The 550-nt window shown below is 36.7% G+C and carries 1 protein-coding gene; it reads left to right on the forward strand.

Features of this window, described 5'->3' with window-relative positions; translation table 11 throughout:
• Positions 1 to 58 precede the first annotated feature (58 nt).
• The coding region (locus tag AC1DTM_RS31130; RefSeq protein ID WP_477001778.1) for a GNAT family N-acetyltransferase at positions 59 to 550 on the forward strand (492 nt) is incomplete at its 3' end.

Below are 550 nucleotides of genomic sequence, written 5' to 3' on the forward strand. Positions count from 1 at the left end.
GAAAAAAGCGCTTCGTAAAATTGAAAAAGAAATTAGAAAGAATAGAGGGTAATATAAAGTGATAAAGATTAGACAAGAACAACAAAATGATTATAGTAAGACTGAAGAAGTTGTAAAAGAAGCGTTTTTAAATGAAGAATTCAGTGATAAAACAGAACATGAACTTGTGAGTCGCATTAGAAAATGTGATGCATTTATTCCAGAATTATCAATCGTTGCGGCAGATGGAGGCATAGTCGGGCACATTATGTTATCAAAAATTACAATAGAACAAGACGGAACTTCTGTAGAATCATTAGCACTTGCACCAGTTTCAGTAGCCCCAGGCCATCAGAAAAAAGGAATTGGCGGAAAACTTATCGTAGCGGCGTTAGAAAAAGCGAAAGAACTTGGGTTTGGATCTGTTGTGGTATTAGGGCATCCAGAGTACTATCCGAAATTTGGTTTTAAGAAAGCAAGTGATTGGAACATAAAAGCACCATTTGAAGTGCCAGATGAAGTGTTTATGGTGATGGAACTTAGAGAGAATGCTCTTCAAGGAGTTGAAGGG

The organism is Bacillus sp. P4_D3 (genome assembly GCF_056401855.1).